The sequence below is a fragment of the Actinacidiphila sp. bgisy167 genome (assembly GCF_965342175.1).
GTDB lineage: Bacteria > Actinomycetota > Actinomycetes > Streptomycetales > Streptomycetaceae > Actinacidiphila.
The window spans coordinates 68,648-85,228 of record NZ_CBDRBL010000005.1 but is presented as its reverse complement, the minus strand read 5'-3'; the positions used below and the strand labels follow the sequence as shown (position 1 = coordinate 85,228).

Annotated in this window: 16 protein-coding genes; 7 read left to right on the top strand and 9 right to left on the bottom strand. The window is 72.4% G+C overall.

From position 1 onward, the window contains the following. The first annotated feature begins 158 nt into the window (after positions 1–158). On the top strand, positions 159–1,583 hold the full coding sequence (locus ACRWND_RS03320) for an SH3 domain-containing protein (protein WP_431945649.1): 1,425 nt from the start codon (positions 159–161) through the stop codon (positions 1,581–1,583). 75 nt (positions 1,584–1,658) lie between these two features. Here ACRWND_RS03320 and ACRWND_RS03315 read toward each other — a convergent pair whose 3' ends face one another. Then, a complete protein-coding gene (locus ACRWND_RS03315) occupies positions 1,659–2,456 on the bottom strand; it encodes a LuxR C-terminal-related transcriptional regulator (RefSeq protein WP_431945647.1) in 798 nt (265 codons plus the stop codon). Positions 2,457–3,009: 553 nt separating this feature from the next. Here ACRWND_RS03315 and ACRWND_RS03310 point away from each other — a divergent pair. After that, a complete protein-coding gene (locus ACRWND_RS03310) occupies positions 3,010–3,273 on the top strand; it encodes a CopG family transcriptional regulator (protein WP_289935391.1) in 264 nt (87 codons plus the stop codon). Further along, on the top strand, positions 3,270–3,677 hold the full coding sequence (locus tag ACRWND_RS03305; RefSeq protein WP_431945645.1) for a PIN domain-containing protein: 408 nt from the start codon (positions 3,270–3,272) through the stop codon (positions 3,675–3,677). The genes ACRWND_RS03310 and ACRWND_RS03305 overlap by 4 nt, the downstream gene beginning before the upstream one ends. 357 nt (positions 3,678–4,034) lie before the next feature. On the opposite strand, the gene galK is transcribed toward ACRWND_RS03305, so the two are convergent. From galK to galT, 3 genes are all read right to left on the bottom strand, one after another. Then, positions 4,035–5,180, bottom strand: a complete 1,146-nt coding sequence (gene galK / locus ACRWND_RS03300; RefSeq protein ID WP_431945643.1) for a galactokinase — start codon at positions 5,178–5,180, stop codon at positions 4,035–4,037. After that, complete coding sequence (gene galE / locus ACRWND_RS03295; protein ID WP_431945641.1) at positions 5,177–6,166, bottom strand: UDP-glucose 4-epimerase GalE; 990 nt, start codon at positions 6,164–6,166, stop codon at positions 5,177–5,179. The genes galK and galE overlap by 4 nt, the downstream gene beginning before the upstream one ends. 100 nt (positions 6,167–6,266) lie before the next feature. Further along, positions 6,267–7,340, bottom strand: coding sequence for a galactose-1-phosphate uridylyltransferase (gene galT / locus ACRWND_RS03290; RefSeq protein WP_431945639.1), 1,074 nt, complete (start codon positions 7,338–7,340; stop codon positions 6,267–6,269). Positions 7,341–7,444: 104 nt separating this feature from the next. Between galT and ACRWND_RS03285 the strand changes: the two genes are divergently transcribed. Together ACRWND_RS03285 and ACRWND_RS03280 are read left to right on the top strand one after the other, a co-directional pair. Then, complete coding sequence (locus ACRWND_RS03285; RefSeq protein ID WP_431945638.1) at positions 7,445–9,115, top strand: sodium:solute symporter family protein; 1,671 nt, start codon at positions 7,445–7,447, stop codon at positions 9,113–9,115. Between the two features lie 11 nt (positions 9,116–9,126). Further along, a complete protein-coding gene (locus ACRWND_RS03280) occupies positions 9,127–9,459 on the top strand; it encodes a hypothetical protein (protein WP_431945636.1) in 333 nt (110 codons plus the stop codon). Here the strand turns inward: ACRWND_RS03280 and ACRWND_RS03275 are convergent. From ACRWND_RS03275 to ACRWND_RS03265, 3 genes are all read right to left on the bottom strand, one after another. Beyond that, positions 9,383–10,114 (bottom strand): helix-turn-helix transcriptional regulator, encoded by a 732-nt coding sequence (locus tag ACRWND_RS03275; protein WP_431945634.1) that lies wholly within the window; start codon positions 10,112–10,114, stop codon positions 9,383–9,385. The two genes, ACRWND_RS03280 and ACRWND_RS03275, sit on opposite strands and share 77 nt — an antisense overlap. 275 nt (positions 10,115–10,389) lie before the next feature. Further along, on the bottom strand, positions 10,390–11,982 hold the full coding sequence (locus tag ACRWND_RS03270) for a PQQ-binding-like beta-propeller repeat protein (RefSeq protein ID WP_431945632.1): 1,593 nt from the start codon (positions 11,980–11,982) through the stop codon (positions 10,390–10,392). A gap of 101 nt (positions 11,983–12,083) precedes the next feature. Next, on the bottom strand, positions 12,084–13,874 hold the full coding sequence (locus ACRWND_RS03265) for an ABC-F family ATP-binding cassette domain-containing protein (RefSeq protein WP_431945630.1): 1,791 nt from the start codon (positions 13,872–13,874) through the stop codon (positions 12,084–12,086). Positions 13,875–14,086: 212 nt separating this feature from the next. Here ACRWND_RS03265 and ACRWND_RS03260 point away from each other — a divergent pair, with 212 nt between their 5' ends. Both ACRWND_RS03260 and ACRWND_RS03255 read left to right on the top strand, forming a co-directional pair. Further along, positions 14,087–14,362 carry a type II toxin-antitoxin system Phd/YefM family antitoxin gene (locus ACRWND_RS03260; RefSeq protein WP_431945628.1) on the top strand — a complete coding sequence of 92 codons (276 nt, stop codon included), beginning with the start codon at positions 14,087–14,089 and terminating at the stop codon, positions 14,360–14,362. After that, a complete protein-coding gene (locus ACRWND_RS03255; RefSeq protein WP_431945626.1) occupies positions 14,359–14,610 on the top strand; it encodes a type II toxin-antitoxin system RelE family toxin in 252 nt (83 codons plus the stop codon). The genes ACRWND_RS03260 and ACRWND_RS03255 overlap by 4 nt, the downstream gene beginning before the upstream one ends. Positions 14,611–14,658: 48 nt before the next feature. Here the strand turns inward: ACRWND_RS03255 and ACRWND_RS03250 are convergent, their stop codons facing one another. Beyond that, positions 14,659–15,567 (bottom strand): 4-(cytidine 5'-diphospho)-2-C-methyl-D-erythritol kinase, encoded by a 909-nt coding sequence (locus ACRWND_RS03250; RefSeq protein WP_431945624.1) that lies wholly within the window; start codon positions 15,565–15,567, stop codon positions 14,659–14,661. A gap of 109 nt (positions 15,568–15,676) precedes the next feature. Then, complete coding sequence (rsmA, locus tag ACRWND_RS03245; protein ID WP_431945622.1) at positions 15,677–16,570, bottom strand: 16S rRNA (adenine(1518)-N(6)/adenine(1519)-N(6))-dimethyltransferase RsmA; 894 nt, start codon at positions 16,568–16,570, stop codon at positions 15,677–15,679. Positions 16,571–16,581: the final 11 nt, after the last annotated feature.

Here is a 16,581-nt window from a genome sequence, read left to right as displayed (position 1 = left end):
AGCGTGATGACCGTGAACGCCGCATAAAGGCTCAAATGGGCACATGTGCGGCTGCCGGCGCACCACATTCCGACAACGTCAAGTGGAAGGCGGTCGGGGCGCGTCCGGCTTCCATTTCCCTGGACCCCGCCGGGTCCCGCTCCACCTTGGAGATGCAGATGACTCTGCACACCCGCGCAAGCAAGATAGCCGCAACCGCGGTGACCGGCGCCTTGGCCGGCACCCTCGCCATCGGCACCATGGGCACTGCCTTCGCCACCGACGGCCGGCCTGCCGCCGGGGTGCCTGCCGCTCCGGGACCGGACGGCCAAAGTGAACTCGTTTCCCCATCGGAGCGTCTCCGCGACCTGTCCCGTGAAGTGGCGGTGTCCTCCGCACGCTCCCCCCACGCGGCCCTGTTCCAGGGCCGCGTCGTCGCCCGTACGGGGCTGCGCGTCCGCAGCGGACCGGGCGTCCAGTACCCCAGCGTCGGCGTCATCCCCTACAACGCCCTGGTGGCCATCGTCTGCAAGTCCATGGGCAGTCCCATCGCCGGCAACCCACGCTGGTACCAGCTGAGCGGCAACTACTGGGCCTGGTCCTCGGCCCGCTTCGTCGCCAACGTCGGCCCGGCGCCGGGCTGGTGCAGCGGCGTCGGAGGCGTCGGTGGCGTCGGAGGTGTCGGAGGTGTCGGAGGCGTCGGAGGCGTCGGAGGCGTCGGCGGGATCGCCGGCCCCGGCATCGTGGGCGTCCCCGGCGTCATCGGTGGGATCGGTGGCGTCGTCTGCCGCGACAACGGGCGCGGCGGCCGCGATCACGGCCGCGGCGACCAGCGCTTCAACGGCGTGGACGACCCGTTCCGCGATGCCGACCGTGCCGAGGAGGCCCTGGACAGCGTCGCCCTCGCCAAGCGCAGCGACGGCCCCGGCGGCAACGGCCGCGGTGGCGTCGGCGGAATCGGCGGGCCCGGCGTCATCGGTGGGCCCGGCGTCATCGGTGGGCCCGGCATCGTCGGCACTCCCGGCGTCGTCGGCGGCGTGGGCGGAGTGGGCGGAGTGGGCGGCCCCGGCGTCGTCGGCGGCCCCGGCGTCGTGGCTCCCGGTGGCGTCGGAGGCGTCGGCGGGATCGCCGGCCCCGGCTTCGTCGGCGGTCCCGGTGGGATCGGCGGCGTGGGCGGAGTGGGCGGCCCCGGCTTCGTCGGCGGCCCCGGCATCGTGGCTCCCGGTGGCGTCGGAGGCGTCGGAGGCGTCGGCGGGATCGCCGGCCCCGGCTTCGTGGGCGCTCCCGGCTTCGTGAGCGGCCCCGGCTTCAACGGCGGCTTCAACGGCGGCTTCAACTGCCGTGACAACGGCCGCGGCGGCAACGGCCGAGGCGACAACCGCGGCGACAACGGCCGCGGCGGCAACGGCCGGGGCGACAACCGCGGCGACGACAGCCGCGACCCCTTCGACGAGGCCGGTGACAGCCGCCGGGGCGACAGCAGCCGCGACCCGTTCGACGGCCTCAATGACCGCGGTCAGGACAACGGTCAGCATCGTGACCGTGCCAACGACCGTGACACCAGCCGCTCGACGCCGGCCAAAACCGACGTCGGCGGTGAATAACCGCGGGTATCCGCGGTGACCCGGCGGGTCGCTCTCCCCGATAGCGGGGAGAGCGATCCGCCGTTCACCGGGCCGTCAGACGTGCTGAACGGAGGGCGGTGACCCCACCCGTCCACTCTCCCCGTCGGCCGGCGGCACCCCGGCCCGCCGGGCCAGCGCCACGGCGGCCAGCGTCGAGTGCACGCCCAGCTTGCCGAGCACGTTCTGCATGTGGGTGCGGACGGTGTGCGGCGACAGGTACAGCCGTTCCGCGACAGCCTTGCGGCCCAGGCCGGCCACCATGCAGCGCAGCACCTCCTGCTCGCGCGGAGTCAGCGACTCCACCAGCCGCTCGCTCTCCGTACGGTGCCGGCGGGCGGTGGTCAACTCCCGCAGCACGCCGGTCAGCAGCGCGGGCGGCAGATGCGTCTCGTCCCGCAGGACGCCGCGCATGACGGCCAGCAGCCGGGACAGCGAGCAGTCCTTGGCGACCCAGCCGGAGGCTCCGGCCTGCAGGGCGCGGGCCGCGCGGCGCGCGTCGTCCCGCTCCGCCAGCACGACAGTCCGGGTGCTCGAGTGGTCGGACCGCACCCGTTCCACCAGGGCGATGCCGTCGAGGCCGGTTTCTGCGGCGCTGTCGGACGCGGACGGCGGGGCGGCCCTCGGCGCGCCCGGCACGCGGCCTCCTGCGGCGGTCGCCGCCCCGAGGTCGGCGTCGACCAGCAGCACGTCGTAGCGGCGGCCGTCGGAGGCCGCGCGTTCCAGGCAGCGCTGGGCGGCCGCCCCGCTGCCCGCGGCCGAGACGTCGACGTCGGGTTCGGCCGCGAGGGCGGCCGCGAGCGATTCGGCGAAAATGCGGTGGTCGTCGACGACGAGAACGCGGATTCGTCCCACGGGCCCCACTCCCGGAATTCGGCACTTACCCCCACGGACGAGGTCGATGGCACGGAGGGCCGGTACCTGGCACGGACGCCGCATGCCGCCGGTCCGGCAGCCGCCCCCAACCAGGTGCCGACCCCTGTGTCTCGCCCCCTGATGCCGCCGGCCCCCACCGGCGTTGCCAAAAGCGTAGGGGCAGCGGCAGACATAGGCGCGCGAATGGAGAAACTGGCGGTTCGGACTTCCCTGGGATCGTGCCAGGCCGTGCCCCCAGGTGCCGTTTTCCACAGCGGTGGACGATGAACGGCGCGCGGAGCTCCGGCAGCGGCTGCGGGCTTCCCCACGGCGGAGGCACCCGCGCTCGCGTCGATGCGCGGCACGGGACGCGGATCGTGACTCCCCGTCCATGTCCATGACGTGGCCGAGGGAGGGGGTGACCTGCGGTCTCGCCGTGTGGGATCTCATCCGTCGTACCACGGCAGCTCAGCGCTGACCACCGTCGATCTGGCCACGGGGGAAGGCGGTCGCCTCGACGCACGCCGGTAGCATCCGAAGTAGGATAAAGGGCATGAGTGAGCCCACCCAGAAGTACTCGATCACGATGCCCCGGGACATCGCCGAAGCCGCCCGCGCCCGCAGCGGCCCCTCCGGCCTGTCCGCCTACGTCGCCGCCGCCGTCGCCCGCCAGATCGAGCGTGACAATCTCAACGACCTCATTCAGGTCGCCGAGGCAGAACACGGTCCCATCACCGAGGACGAGGTGCAGGCGCTGCGCGACCAGCTCCACGAGGCACGCGCACAGCAGACCGGCGACGAGGCGAGCGCGGCGTGACACGCTCCGCCCCGGGCGGCACGCTGGTACTCGACAGCGAGGGGCTGGCCAAGGCCGTGCTGCGCGACCGCACCGTCACCGCTTGGCTCGCCCTGGCACGCGCCGACGACCTGCGTGTGATCACGTCAGCGGCCACCCTGGTGGAAGTCGTCCACCCGGGCATCAACCGCCCGGCGCTGGAGTGGACACTCTCCCGCCTCGTCGTGGAGCCGGTCACCGACGCAGTCGCGCGCCATGCCGCCGCCCTGCTCACCGATGCCGGCCTGCACGGGCACAAGTACGCCGTCGACGCCATGCTCAGCGCGACCGCCCTCACCGCCCCGGGGCCCGTCACCGTGCTCACCTCCGACCCGGAAGATCTCACGGCCCTCTGCGGAACACGCGCCACTGTCATCAAGGTCTGAAGCCCAGGCACGGAATGACAGGCACGGAATGAAGGGCCACGCAAGGAGGCGGACCGCGGACGGGAAGGGTTGGGCCGGGCCCCTTGGGCAGGTGCGGCCGAGTTCGCAGCCGGGGTTCAGGCGCCGGGACCGCACACCGCCGAGAAGCGCAGCCCCACCGCCCCTCCCCGGCCGCAGCCCGCGTTCGCGCGCCCGAAGGGCGCGAGACGGCGGGAGAGCCGAACCGCCACCGCCGCCGCAGCACTCCGCCCCGCCCACCCGGCCCCACCGGCCCGGCTGTCGGCAGGCAGCGCTGCGCGCCCCGAAGGGCGGGAGAGGACGGGAGGCCCGGTACGGACCCCCCGCCCCCTCACGTGCTCACACCAGTCGGCGTGCTCCCGCGGACGGCACCGCGGTGAAGACCCGCGGCTCGCGGTGGCCGGCCGTGGCGAAGGCGGCGGCGATCGCCTCGGCGGTCTTCTCCGCCGCGGACTCCTCCACCAGCACGATCGCCGAACCGCCGAAGCCGCCGCCGGTCATGCGCGCGCCGAGGGCGCCCGCCTCCACCCCGGCCGACACCACGAGGTCGAGCTCAGGGCACGAGACCTTGAAGTCATCGCGCAACGAGGCGTGGCCTTCGGTCAGCACCGGTCCGATGGCGCGGGCGTCGCCCGTCTCCAGCAGTTCCACGACCCGCTCGACCCGGCGGTCCTCGGTGACCACGTGCCGCACCAGCGGCCGCAGTTCGGGGTCCTCCAGGCGGGCGAGGGCGTCCTCGAGGCCCTCGTAAGGGATGTCCCGCAGCGCGTCGACGCCGAGCTGCGCGGCCGCCTGCTCGCAGCCTGTGCGGCGCTTGCCGTACTCGCCCTCGCTGTGGGCGTGGGTGACCCGGGTGTCGACGACCAGCAGCCGCAAACCCTGGGCGGCCATGTCGAAGGGGATCTGACGCTGCGCCAGGTCGCGGGTGTCGAGCCACAGGGCGTGCCCCTCGGTGCAGCACGCCGAGGCGGTCTGGTCCATGATCCCGGTGGGGGCGCCCACATAGACGTTCTCGGCGCGCTGGCAGAGCCGGGCGATCCGCCACCGTTCCAGGCCGAGGCCGTAGAGGTCGTTCAGAGCGACGGCGGTGACGACCTCCAGGGCGGCCGAGGAGGACAGCCCCGCGCCCGTGGGCACGGTGCTCTCGAAGTGGATGTCGGCGCCGGTGATCTCGTGCCCCGCGTCGCGCAGCGCCCAGACGACGCCCGCCGGGTAGTCGGCCCAGCCGGCTCCGCCGCCGGGCGCGAGTTCGTCGACGTGCAGTTCGACGACACCGGCCGGGACGTCCGGCGAGCCGGAGTGCAGCCGCAGCCGTCCGTCGGCGCGGCGGGCGACCGCGGCGACGGTGGCGTGCGGCAGCGCGAACGGCATGACGAAGCCGTCGTTGTAGTCGGTGTGCTCACCGATCAGGTTCACCCGGCCGGGGGCGGCCCAGACGCCCTCGGGGCCGGTGCCGTATGTGGCGCGGAATCCGTCCTCGCTCACTTGCTGCCCTCCCGGTTCTGCAGTTCCTGTGCGAAGGTCCAGGCGTCGCGGACGATGCCGTCGAGGTCGGTGCGCGAGGGGCGCCAGCCGAGGCGCTCCTTGGCCCGCTCGGCGGAGGCGACCAGGACGGCCGGGTCGCCTCCGCGGCGCGGAGCGACGACCTCGGGGATGGGGTGACCGGTGACCCGGCGGACGGTCTCGACGACCTCGCGCACGGAGAAGCCGTTGCCGTTGCCGAGGTTGCAGATCAGGTGCTCTCCGGGGGCCGGAGCGTCGACGGCGAGCAGATGCGCCTCGGCCAGGTCCGCGACATGGATGTAGTCGCGCACGCAGGTGCCGTCGGGGGTCGGGTAGTCGTCGCCGAAGATCGAGATCGCCTCGCGGCGGCCCTGGGCGACCTGGAGCACGAGCGGGATGAGGTGCGACTCGGGCGTGTGCCGCTCACCGAACGCCCCGTAGGCGCCCGCGACGTTGAAGTAGCGCAGGGAGACCGCGGCCAGGCCGTGGGCGACCGCCTCGCTGGTGATCATGTGGTCGACGGCGAGCTTGGACGCGCCGTACGGGCTGGTCGGCAACGTCGGGTCGTCCTCGGTGATCGGGACGGACTTCGGCTCGCCATAGGTGGCGGCGGTGGAGGAGAAGACCAGTCGCCGCACCCCGGCGTCGCGCATCGCCGTGAGCAGTTCCAGCGTGCCGACCACGTTGTTGCGCCAGTACTTCTCGGGGTGGACGACGGACTCGCCGACCTGGGAGCTGGCGGCGAAGTGCAGCACGGCGTCATAGGTGGCGTCGAGCACCTTCGCCGCGTCCTGGACGCGTCCCTCGACGAAGTCGGCGCCCCCGGGGACGCCGTCGCGGAAGCCGGTGGACAGGTCGTCCAGGACGGTGACCCGGTGTCCCGCCTCCAGCAGATGGGCGGCCACGATGCTGCCGACGTAACCGGCGCCTCCGGTGACCAGAACCTTCTTGGTACGAGGGTCGCTCACGGGGTCACAGCCTTTCTCGGGTTCGACTCGGGGCCACGGTAGCCGGACGAGGTGAACACTCGCCTGCGGTGCGGCGCCGAGGAGATCGCGGGGGTTCCGGTCACGGGGTGGCGACCTCCCTCAGACGGCCGGCGGCGGCCTCCGGCGGCACGTCGTTGATGAAGACGCTCATGCCGGACTCCGAGCCCGCCAGGTACTTGAGCTTCCCCTGGGTGCGGCGGATGGTGAACAGCTCCAGGTGGAGCGCGAACTCCTCGCGCAAGGGGCTGCTGAACGGGGCCTGGTGCCAGCCGGAGATGTACGGGGTGGGCGGCTCCGCCGGGGCCCCGGGACGGTACGGGCCCTCGGGGCCGAAGATCCGGTCGAAGCGGCGCAGCAGTTCCAGGTAGATCACGGGGAACTCGGCGCGGGCGGCCTCGTCCAGGCCCGTCAGGTCCGGCACCCTGCGGCGTGGGTAGAGGTGCACCTCGTAGGGCCAGTGCGCGGAGTACGGCACGAACGCCGTCCAGTGCTCGCCCTCCAGGACGATCCGGCTGCCGTCCTCGCGCTCGCGCGCCACCAGGTCGTCGAAGAGGTTGCGGCCGCCGGTGGCCTCGCGGTGGCGCTCCAGCGAACGCAGCATCAGCTCGGTGCGCGGGGTGGCGTGCGGGTAGCCGTAGATCTGGCCGTGCGGGTGGCCGAGGGTGACGCCGATCTCCGCGCCGCGGTTCTCGAAGCAGTAGACCTGCTCGACGCCGGGCAGCCGGGAGAGCTCGGCCGTGCGGTCGGTCCAGGCGTCCAGGACCAGCCGCGCCTGCTCGGGGGTGAGCTCGGCGAACGACCTGTCGTGCGAGTCGGTGAAACAAACGACCTCGCAACGGCCATGTTCTCCGGTGAGCGAGGGAAAGCGGTTCTCGAACACGGCCACGTCGTAGTGGTCGTCAGGGATCTCGCTGTACCGGCCCTCGCGCGACGGGCACAGCGGGCACTCGTCCGCGGGCGGGTGGTAGGTGCGCGTCTGGCGGTGGGAGGCGATGGCGACGAAGTCACCGAGCAGCGGGTCGCGGCGGATCTCCGAGGCGCTGGTCACCGGGTCCAGCGGGCGGCGGTCGACGGCGTCGCGGGACTCGTCGTCGCGAAGGTCGTAGTAGATCAGCTCGCGCCCGTCGGCGAGCCGGGTCGATGTCTTCTTCACCCTGCGGGCTCCTTCACACCACACCAACAAACACAACTAAACACAATGAACCACAACACAACAGCAACGTCAACGGAGGCCCCATGGCGGGGAGTGATCAAACCATGCAAAACCTGGCAGAAGGGCTACGGCTCCCCACGAACGCGCTTGACTACTCGATCCTCGCGATCTACTTCGTCGTCGTCCTCGGCATCGGCTTCGCCGCCCGCCGCGCTGTCCGGACCAGCCTCGACTTCTTCCTGTCCGGCCGCTCGCTGCCCGCATGGGTGACCGGCCTGGCGTTCATCGCCGCCAACCTCGGCGCCACCGAGATCCTGGGGATGGCCGCCAACGGCGCGCAGTACGGCGCGTACACGGTGCACTGGTACTGGATCGGCGCCATCCCGGCCATGGTCTTCCTCGGCCTGGTGATGATGCCCTTCTACTACGGCTCCAAGGTCCGCTCCGTGCCGGAGTTCCTGCTGCACCGCTTCGGGCCGTCCTCGCACCTGCTCAGCTCGATCATCTTCGCGGTCTCCGCACTGCTGATCGCGGGCGTCAACCTCTACGCCATGGCGATCGTGCTGGAGGCGCTGATCGGCTGGCCGCAGTGGGTGGCGATCCTCGTGTCCGGCTGCTTCGTGCTCTTCTACATCACCCTCGGCGGCCTGTCCTCGGCGATCTACAACGAGGTGCTGCAGTTCTTCGTGATCCTCGCGGCGCTGATCCCGCTCACCGTCGTCGGCCTGAAGCGGGTCGGCGGCTGGTCGGGGCTGACGGACTCGCTCACCGACTCGCGCGGCGCCGCCTTCCTCTCCGCCTGGGACGGCACCGGCATCGGCTCGCCCAACCCGCTGGGGGCGAACTGGCTCACCATCGTGCTGGGGCTCGGCTTCGTCCTCAGCTTCGGCTACTGGACGACGAACTTCGCCGAGGTGCAGCGCGCCCTGTCCGCGAAGAACCTCTCGGCTGCCCAGCGCACCCCGCTCATCGCCGCGTACCCCAAGATGTTCATCCCGCTGATCGTGGTGCTGCCGGGGCTGATCGCTCTCGTCATGGAGCCGGACATCGGCAGGCCGGGCAGCGGGCTCCAGTACAACGACGCGATCCCGGTGCTCATGCGCGACCTGCTCCCCAACGGCGTCCTCGGCGTCGCGATCACCGGTCTGCTCGCCGCCTTCATGGCCGGCATGGCGGCCAACGTCTCGTCCTTCAACACCGTCTTCACCTACGACATCTGGGGCGCCTACGTACGCCGCGGCCGGCCCGACGGCTACTACGTCACCACCGGACGCGTGGTGACCGCGATCGGCGTGGTGATCGGCATGGGAACCGCCTTCATCGCCTCGTCCTTCAGCAACATCATGAACTACCTGCAGACCCTGTTCTCGTTCTTCAACGTGCCGCTCTTCTGCGTCTTCATCCTCGGCATGTTCTGGAAGCGCTCCACCGCCGCGGCCGGCTTCTGGGGGCTGCTGAGCGGCACGGTCGCCGCGATGATCAACTACTTCTGGTTCTACAAGGGCGGTCTGATCTCGATCCCCAGCGACCAGGGCGCCAACTTCGTCTCCGCCATCGCCGCCTTCGTCGTCGGCGGTGTGGTGATGGTCATCGTCTCGTGGTTCACCAAACCCAAGCCCGTCGAGTCGCTGGCCGGCCTCGTCTACGGCACGACCTCCCCCGGCATGGCCGAACCGCCCGCCCGGGGCGACGACGCCTGGTACCGCAGGCCCGCGCTGCTGGGCTGGGGCGCCGTTGTCCTCGCCGCGCTGTGCTACATCCCCTTCTCCCTGTGAGGTGACCCGACATGAGTGAGTACGGCGACGAGTCGGACTTCCAGCACCACGTCGAGGAACTGGAGCACACGTCGGCCTCGGCGGCGCGGCTCTTCGACGTGCGCCGGGTCATCGGCGGCCTCTTCGTGGTCTACGGGGTGATCGTGACCATCGCCGGGTTCACGGTCTCCGACGCGGACCTCGCCAAGGCCCAGGGCATCAACATCAACCTCTGGACCGGGATCGGCATGCTGGTGCTGGGGCTGCTCTTCCTCCTGTGGATGAGGCTCAGCCCCCCTCCCGCGCCGCCCGCGCCCCAGGAGACGCCTGACCGGGAACCGCACCGCCCGGGAGATGACGGGTGACCTGGTCCAGCAGCCCCGTCCGGGCCGCCAGCGCGGCGGCCTCAAGCCGGGACCCCACTCCCAGCTTCATCAGCACCCGCTGCACATGCGTCCGGGCGGTGCTCGGCGCGATCCGCATGCCGGCCGCGATCAGCCGGGTGTCCTCGCCCTCGGCGACCCGTGCCAGCACCTCCACCTCGCGCGGAGTGAGCATCTGCAGCAGCCTGGTTCCTTCGTCGTCCGGCTCGACCACCGGGTTGAGCAGTTCGGCGAAGGCGCCCTGCAGCAGTGCGGGCGCCACGGCCACCTCACCGGCGCGCGCCTTGGCCATCGCCCGCTCGACGCCCTCGATCCGCTCGTCGTGGCGTACGTAGCCGGACGCGCCGGAGGCGAAGGCGGCGGCGATGCCCCGCGGGTCGGGCACCGGTCCGAGGACCAGCACCGCCACCCCCGGCCGCTCTCGCCTGATGCGCACCACCGCGTCGAAGGCGCCCGGCTCGGCCGGCGCGGCCGTCCCGATCAGGCACACCTCGGGCGACCTGCTCAGCACGAGCTCCGCCGCGGCCGACGCGGGCGCGGCCGCGGCGAGCACCCGGTGCCCGCGCAGCCTCAACGCCGAGGCGAGCGCCTCGGCCAGCAGACGATGGTCGTCGACGACGACGAGCCGTACGCCCATGGGCGTCCCCCTCATCCCCCCATGGACTGGTGCCGACCTGCCCACCGAGTCCAAGCCGGTCCCCTTTCCCATGCCGTGGCGGAGGCCGTCCGGCATACCGCCCGGGCCCCGCGCGGGCCCCGGGCCATGCCCGGGAAGGTACACGCTTGTTCGACGCTTTGCGCCACCTACACGACAGAAGCCTCCCTTAAATCCGCATTGTCGCCAAGTACGGCTCACCGGAGCCCCGTTGGGCGCGTCCTGACGAGGCGTCCGTCCGCGTGGCTCCGGGGCCGTCAGCCGAAGGCGACGATCGAGCGGTCCGACAGGGTGGTGGAAGCGGAGACGCGGTCGGAGGTCAGGAAGAAGCGGTCCCGGTACAGCCAGCAGCCCGAGGTCATGTCCAGGAAGTCGTTCTCGATGTCCGTGCCCGCTTCGGGCAGGTGCATGAGCGGCGTCAGCTCGCGGCTCGCGGGGGTGAGCCGCAGCAGGCTGCCCGGCTGGTCGTAGGTGTTCCGCTGGTAGACCACCACCTCGCCGTTCCTGATGCCGACGATCCTGAGCTCGCGCTCCTGGTCGGGCTCGGCGAGCCATTTCCGCTTGCCGGTGGCGAGGTCGAGCGCCGCGACCTCGTTGGTGCGCCTGGAGGCGTCGCCGCTGCCCGCATGCAGCTTGGTGGTCAGGTAAATGGTCGTGCCGTCGACGGCGACGTTGGTGCACCGGTTGTCCTCGCAGCGGATCCGGTAGGTGGCCTCCGCGCCGCCGGCGCCCAGCGAGATGCGGCTCTTCATCCTGCCGCCGTCCAGGTACACGATGTCGGTCATCAACGAGCTGCCCGCCGAGAGCCCCACGACCACCGGGTCCACGGAGATGACGCTGTGCACGCTGCTGCCGTTCGGCACCTGCCAGGACCACTTCTTGGCGCCGCCCTCGCTCAGGCCCTGCACGTACGCCTCACCGCCGTAGCCGCCGCACTCGACGACCGCGATCAGCGCGGTGCCGCCCTGGTAGCCCTTGTCGACGCAACGCGAACCGGCCTTGGGCTCCCACAGCACCGCGCCGGTGCTGATCCGGTACGCGACCGAACCGCCGATCCAGGAGACGGCGGCGGTGTCGCCCGTGAGCGCGATCTTCGAGTAGAGGTGCGTCGTCCGGCCGTTCGGGCTGGGCAGCTTCTTCGCCCACAGCTTCTCGCCCCGCGCGATGTCGACGGCGAGCACGCTGTCGCAGCCCTTGCCGTACTGCAGGACCAGGCGGTCGTTCGCCGCCGACCCCGGGCCCGGGCAGGAGTCCCCGGGCAGCGGGATCGACCAGTTCTCCTTGCCGCTGTCGATGTCGAAGGAGCGCAGTGCGTCCGGCATCGTCTTCACGACCGAGTCGCCGGTGAACCAGGCCTCCGCCACCTGGGCGGTGATCTCGGACTTCGGGGGCCGCACCGCCCTCTTGTCCCACAGCACGCGGGCCGTGCGCGGGCCGTCGCCCGCCGACGGGCCGGCTGCCGACGGGCTGCCGCCGTCCTTCCCCGGGGCGTCCGAAGGCGCGTCGTCGCCGACGGTGGCCAGGAAGACCCCCGCGCCGGCGACCAGGACGGCCGCGACCACCGCCGCCACGATCCCGACCACCGCGCCCTTGCCCCGCTTCGGCGGCTGCGGGTACCGCGGATACGGCTGGTGCCCGTATCCGGGCAGCGGCTGCGTCGGAGCCTGCGCGTACGGGTTGTAGCCGTGCGGGCCCGGCCCGTACGGCCCCGGCGGCGAAGGCGGCGGCTGCGCGCCCGGCGGCTGCGTCGGCGCCTGGGCGTAGGGGTTCGGCGCTTGCGGCGGGTAACCGTACCGAGGCGGCTGCTGACCGGACCCGGGCTGGTCGCCGGGGGGAGGCGGCTGCGACATCAGCGGCACCTTTCGGGCAGGCGTACGGACGGACGGCCGCCCTCTTTGTAGCACTGGTGACGCGGCGTTCCGCCTCGCGCCCGAGGACCGTTACGGCACTGCTACTCGTCCTCTGCCAGTTCCAGCCAGCGCATCTCCAGTTCCTCGCGCTCGGCTGCCAGCGACCGCAGCTCCAGGTCGAGTTCGGCCACCTTCTCGAAGTCGGTGGCGTTCTCGGCGATGGCGGTGTGCAGCGTGGACTCCTTGTCGCTGATCTTGTCCAACTGGCGCTCGATGCGCTGCAGCTCCTTCTTGGCCGCACGGCTGTCGCCGCCGCCCTTGGGCTTGGCCGGGGCGGGCGCGGGGGCGGCGGCCTCCACAACAGCGCGGCGTCGCTCCAGGTACTCGTCGATGCCGCGCGGCAGCATGCGCAGCGTCGCGTCGCCGAGCAGGGCGAAGGTGCGATCGGTCGTCCGCTCCAGGAAGTACCGGTCGTGGGAGATGACCACCATCGAGCCGGGCCAGCCGTCCAGCAGATCCTCGAGCTGGGTCAGGGTCTCGATGTCCAGGTCGTTGGTGGGCTCGTCGAGGAAGAGCACATTGGGCTCGTCCATCAGCAGCCGCAGCAGCTGCAGCCGGCGCCGCTCGCCGCCGGACAGGTCGCCGACCGGGGTCCACTGCTTCTCCTTGGTGAACCCGAACTTCTCGCAGAGCTGACCCGCCGTCATCTCCCGGCCCTTGCCGAGGTCGACGCGCCCGCGCACCGACTCCACGGCCTGCAGCACCCGCGTCGCCGGGTCGAGTTCGGCGACCTCCTGCGACAGGTAGGCCAGCCGCACCGTCTTGCCGACCACCACCTTGCCCGCCGCGGGCTGCTTCTCGCCCTCGCTCGTGGCGGCTTCCGCGAGCGCCCGCAGCAGCGAGGTCTTGCCCGCGCCGTTGACGCCGACCAGGCCGACCCGGTCGCCGGGGCCCAGCTGCCAGGTCAGGTGCTTCAGCAGCACCTTGGGCCCGGCCTGCACGGTCACGTTCTCCAGGTCGAAGACGGTCTTGCCGAGCCGGGTCGTCGCGAACTTCATCAGCTCGGCGTTGTCGCGCGGCGGCGGCACGTCGGCGATCAGCTCGTTGGCCGCCTCGATGCGGAAGCGCGGCTTGCTGGTGCGGGCGGGGGCGCCGCGGCGCAGCCAGGCCAGCTCCTTGCGCATCAGGTTCTGCCGCTTGACCTCCTCGGTCGCGGCGATCCGCTCGCGCTCGGCCCGGGCGAAGACGTAGTCGCTGTAGCCGCCCTCGTACTCGTGGACGTCCCCGCGCTGCACGTCCCACATGCGGGTGCAGACCTGGTCCAGGAACCAGCGGTCGTGGGTCACGCACACCAGGGCGGCGCGGCGCGCGCGCAGGTGGCCGGCCAGCCAGGAGATGCCCTCGACGTCGAGGTGGTTGGTGGGCTCGTCGAGCACGACCAGGTCCTGCTCGGCGATGAGCAGCTTCGCCAGCGCGATCCGCCGGCGCTCGCCGCCGGACAGCGGCCCGATCACCGTGTCCAGCCCCTGCGGGAAGCCGGGCAGGTCCAGCCCGCCGAAGAGCCCGGTGAGCACGTCGCGGATCTTCGCGTCGCCGGCCCAGTCGTGGTCCGGGCGGTCGCCGACCACCTCGTGCCGGACGGTGGCGTTCGGGTCGAGGCTGTCGTGCTGAGTCAGCACGCCCAGGCGCAGGTCCGAGGTGTGCGTCACCCGCCCGGTGTCCGGACCCTCCAGCTTGGCGAGCATCCGGATCAGGGTCGTCTTCCCGTCGCCGTTGCGCCCGACGACACCGATGCGGTCGCCCTCCGACACGCCGAGCGAGATCCCGTCCAGCAGGGTGCGTGTTCCGTACACCTTGCTGACGGACTCGACGTTGACCAGGTTGACGGCCATGGGACTCCTGTCACTACGAGAGAACGACCTCCCAGGGTAGTGCGGCCGCGTCACCCGCTCGGTCCGGCCGCCCCTCGGGGCATCCCTGCGGGTGGGGCCCCGGCGGTGCGGCCCCCGCAGAGCCGCGGGAGCGGCGAGGGGCGCTTGCCTGAGCCCTGCGTGGATGCGTGAGCTCGCCACCGTACACAGACGCAGGTATGTACAGTTCACGCATGGAGACGTATCCGCTCGTGGAGGCCCGCAATCAGCTCGGGCAGCTCGTCGGCCGAGTCCGGCACGGGCACGAACACATCGTGATCAGCGAGTACGGCAAACCCGCCGCGGCTCTCGTCCCGATAAGCGAACTCGAGGAACTGCAGCGTCTGCGCGACGCGGCGGACGTCGCCGAGGCGGCCGCCCGCGAATCCGCATCCTCGGGCCCGGCGATGACGCATGACGAGTTCATGGCGCGGTTGGAGGACGAGGACCGTCAGGCCGAGGCCTCATGACCCACACTGTCGTCTGGCAGCACCGGGCCATGGACGAATTCCGGCGGCTGCGGTCCCTTGACCTGGTGGGCGCCAAGGCATGCGCGGCTGCCGTCCGGGACCTGGCCGAGGATCCGAGTCCTCGAGCGGCCCGCGCCCTGGGGGGCTCCGGATACTGGCGGTTGTCCGTGGGCGACTGGCGTGTTCTGTACCGACCGGACACCGGGACCGTCACCGTCCTCGTCCTGAAGGTCGGCCGTGTCGGCTGACGTTCGGCCCGGAATCGGACGCCCGCCGGGCCCCGCGTACGCGCGCGCTCAGACCACGGTCGCGCCCCGCGCGGGGCCCGTGGTCACCCGGACCGCGCGGCACGTGCCGGACACGGCGAGGGCATCGGCGACGGCGCGCGCGGCCTCGGCGTCCTTCGCGAGGAAGGCCGTCGTGGGACCGGAACCGGAGACCAGGGCGGCCAGCGCGCCGGCCTCGGTGCCCGCGGCGAGGGTCTGCGCCAGCGACGGCCGCAGGGACAGCGCGGCCGGCTGCAGGTCGTTCGCCAGCGAGGCGGCGAGGGCGCCGGCGTCGCCACTGCGCAGCGCGTCCAGCAGGGCCGGGGACGCCTCCGGCTCCGGCACCGCCGCGTCGCCGCGCAGCCGGTCGCACTCGCGGTAGACCTCGGGGGTGGACAGACCGCCGTCGGCGACGGCGAAGACCCAGTGGAAGGTGCCGCCCGTCTCCAGCGGCTCCAGCAGCTCGCCGCGGCCCCGGCCGAGGGCGGCCCCGCCGACCAGGCTGAAGGGGACGTCACTGCCGAGCTCGGCGCAGATCGCGAGCAGTTCCTCGCGGCTCGCTCCGGTGCCCCACAGCGCGTCGCAGGCGACGAGGGCGCCCGCCGCGTCGGCGCTGCCGCCGGCCATCCCGCCCGCGACGGGAATGTCCTTGGCGATGTGGATGTGGACGCGCGGCTCCAGGCCGTGTTGTGCGGCGAGCGCGACGGCGGCGCGGGCGGCGAGGTTGCTCGCGTCCACCGGGACCTGGGCGGCGTCCGGTCCGGCGACCGTGATCCGCAGTTGCTCGGCGTGAGTGACGGTGACCTCGTCGTACAGGCCGACGGCGAGGAAGACGTTCGCCAGGTCGTGGAAGCCGTCGGAGCGGGGTCCGCCCACCGCGAGCTGGACGTTGACCTTGGCGGGGACGCGGACGGTCACGGACGCGGATCGGCGGGTCACTGGCGCGGTTCTCCTCGGTGCTTCGGGTCGTGCGGCGTGCGGCGCGCGCCGCGTGCCGAGGCCGGAACGGGACCCGCCCGGCAGGGCGACGCCCCCATTGTGCCCGCTGCTACCTCCGGGGGGCGGCGGCCCCGCCGTGCTCGGCGATCGCCGCGAACTGCTCCACCGTCAGCGACTCGCCGCGCGCCTGCGGTGAGATCCCCGCGGCCACCAGCGCCTCCTCCGCCGCGGCGGCAGAGCCCGCCCAGCCGGCGAGCGCCGCCCGCAGCGTCTTGCGGCGCTGTGCGAAAGCGGCGTCCACGACCGCGAAGACCTGCTCGCGGGAGGCGGTGGTGACGAGCGGCTCCTTGCGGCGGACCAGCGACACCAGCCCGGAGTCCACGTTCGGGGCGGGCCAGAAGACATTGCGGCCGATGGCGCCGGCCCGCTTGACCTCCGCGTACCAGGCGGCCTTCACCGAGGGCACCCCGTACACCTTGGAGCCGGGACCGGCGGCCAGCCGGTCCGCCACCTCGGACTGCACCATGACCAGGGTGCGCTCGATGCTCGGGAAGGTCGCGAGCATGTGCAGCAGTACGGGGACGGCCACGTTGTAGGGCAGATTCGCCACCAGCGCCGTGGGCGGCGGGCCGGGCAGCTCCTGCACGCGCAGCGCGTCGCTGTGCACGAGCGAGAAGCGGTCCGCGAGCACAGGCAGGCGGGCGGCGACGGTCGAGGGGAGGGCCGCGGCCAGCACGTCGTCGATCTCGACCGCGGTGACGCGCTCGGCCACCTCCAGCAGCGCCAGCGTGAGCGAGCCGAGCCCGGGACCGACCTCGACGACCACGTCGTCGGGCCGGACGTCCGCGGTGCGCACGATGCGGCGCACCGTGTTCGCGTCGATGACGAAGTTCTGGCCCCGCTGCTTGGTGGGGCGGACGCCCAGCGCGGCGGCCAGCTCACGGATGTCGGCGGGGCCGAGCAGGGCGTCGTCGGCGGGACCGGAGTGGTCGGTGGTGCTCACCGCTCAAGGGT

Excerpts from the sequence above, each read along its gene's own strand:
- ACRWND_RS03320 (WP_431945649.1), top strand. The coding sequence starts at position 159 with ATGACTCTGCACACCCGCGCAAGCAAGATAGCCGCAACCGCGGTGACC.
- ACRWND_RS03310 (WP_289935391.1), top strand. The coding sequence starts at position 3,010 with ATGAGTGAGCCCACCCAGAAGTACTCGATCACGATGCCCCGGGACATC.
- ACRWND_RS03285 (WP_431945638.1), top strand. The coding sequence starts at position 7,445 with ATGCAAAACCTGGCAGAAGGGCTACGGCTCCCCACGAACGCGCTTGAC.
- ACRWND_RS03280 (WP_431945636.1), top strand. The coding sequence starts at position 9,127 with ATGAGTGAGTACGGCGACGAGTCGGACTTCCAGCACCACGTCGAGGAA.
- ACRWND_RS03275 (WP_431945634.1), bottom strand. The coding sequence starts at position 10,114 with ATGGGCGTACGGCTCGTCGTCGTCGACGACCATCGTCTGCTGGCCGAG.
- ACRWND_RS03270 (WP_431945632.1), bottom strand. The coding sequence starts at position 11,982 with ATGTCGCAGCCGCCTCCCCCCGGCGACCAGCCCGGGTCCGGTCAGCAG.
- ACRWND_RS03265 (WP_431945630.1), bottom strand. The coding sequence starts at position 13,874 with ATGGCCGTCAACCTGGTCAACGTCGAGTCCGTCAGCAAGGTGTACGGA.
- ACRWND_RS03260 (WP_431945628.1), top strand. The coding sequence starts at position 14,087 with ATGGAGACGTATCCGCTCGTGGAGGCCCGCAATCAGCTCGGGCAGCTC.
- ACRWND_RS03255 (WP_431945626.1), top strand. The coding sequence starts at position 14,359 with ATGACCCACACTGTCGTCTGGCAGCACCGGGCCATGGACGAATTCCGG.